General features: G+C 71.2%; 1 protein-coding gene. It reads right to left on the bottom strand.

Annotated features, from left to right (window positions below; all coding sequences use genetic code 11):
- Positions 1-91: 91 nt before the first annotated feature.
- Positions 92-1,787: type 1 periplasmic-binding domain-containing protein (locus tag ACYVE9_RS25345; RefSeq protein WP_461030224.1), on the bottom strand; the 1,696-nt coding region annotated here is incomplete at its 5' end.

Raw genomic sequence — 1,787 nt, 5'->3', positions numbered from 1 at the left:
GCGCGGGGCCGCGGTCGCCGTCCACGGCCCGCACCGGCCCGTCGCCGGACCGCCACCCGCGGGACCGACCACCCGCCCGGCCGCCCGTCGGTCAGTCCGAGGGACAGCGGTGGGCTTTGGACCCGCCCCACTTCTTCCGGTACTGCCCGGCCCCGAAGTTGCCGCACTTCAGCGCGATCACCGGGCCGGACACCTCGTCCCTGATCACGTAGATCGGCTTGTCCACCGGCACCGGAACCGGGCGCTGCTCCCGGGTGAAGTTGAGCACGCCGGTGCTGCCCTGGACGCTGTTGTCGACGCTGCGCAGCTTGGACGAGACCGTCGCCCGGTCGAAGCCCGGGTTGTTGGAGGTGCCCCGGGCCAGGTTGACGGCGTGTGCCAGGACCTTCAACGCGTCCCATCCGAGAGCCGGGTGGCCGTCGTTGAGCATGATGTCGTCCTTGCCGAACTCCTCCTGGTAGCGCGCCACGAACGTCTCGACCTCCAGCGTGGGCCGGTCGATACCGGGCACGGCGTGCGCCATGTGGTGCAGGGTGAGCCCCGGGTAGCGGGCGACCGGGTTCTCCTCCTGGATCAGCGAGTTGGTGAGGTCGTCACCGCCGAGCACGGTGATCTTGCCGCCGCAGGACGGGACCTTGCCGAACTCGTCGAGAAAGGCGAGCATCTCCCGGGCCCTGGCGGCCCAGAACACCATGGTGGCCGGCTCCTTGGCCATCGAGTTGCAGACCTGGAGCGCCAGGTCGTTGGCGCTCACGGGTTGCTTGTCGCCTTCCGGCGAGTAGCCGAGCACACTGACCGAGTCGCCGATCGCCTGCTGGAACTCCTCGACGAAGTCCTCGCTGAGGTTCTTGCTGTACGGGTCCGCCGGATCGTTCACCACCACCACCGACTTCGCCTTGCTGCGGCTTCCGTCCGGCAGCGTCACCGACTCCTCGTGCCGCACGAAGGAGACCGCCGCCTGCGCCTCCCGCCGGTTGATCGGCGCGATCTGGTAGTACTGCGGCGACTGTTCGATCATCTGGTCCGCCGTCGCCGACGTGCCGACCATCGGCAGGCTCGCCCGGTCCAGTACCTCGATCGCCCGCACGGTGCCCGGCCGGCTCTGGCCGAGCCCGATCACGCCGACTATCCGCTCGGCGGCCATGCGGTCCCGGATGCGCTCGGCGACCCTCTCGGCCTCCTCGAACAACGGGCCGGCGTTGCCGAGCAGCACGCGCACGCCGACCTTGCGGTTGTTGTTGCGGGCCTCCTCGATCAGTTCCCGCTGCTGGAGCGCCACCCCGCGCAGTTCGGGCAGCACGCCGCCCTCCACCAGCTCCGAGAAGCTGCTGCCCGCCGTGAAGGGTTCCAGGAGAACCACCGTGCGTACCTCGTGGCCCTGGGCGGCGAGCACGGCCACATCCGCGTTGTTCCGCGCGATCATGGCCAATAACGGCTTGTACTGCGGCGCCATACCGCGGAACGGCCGGGTGCCGTCGCTGAGTCCCAGGCATCCGTGGCGGTCGCGCGCCTCGAACTGCTGCTCGGGGCACGGCCGGTCGCCTTCCGCGAACGGCGGCAGCGGCACCCCGGCGGTGCCCAGGCCGGTGTAGAGCAGCCCCAGCGCCACCAGTACCGCGACGGACTGGAGCACGGCGGCGGTGCGGGGCGAGCCCGTCGGCCCCTGCCGGTCGGGGACCTTGGGGTTCTCGTCGAGCCACGCCGACACCCCCGCCTCGGCGCCCTGCTCGGCGGTCACCCGGACCGCTGCGGCGCGCAGCGGTCCGCCGTCCGCGGTCAGCGTGTCG

This window comes from Streptomyces sparsus, assembly GCF_054776295.1.
This window is presented reverse-complemented; position numbering and strand designations above follow the sequence as displayed.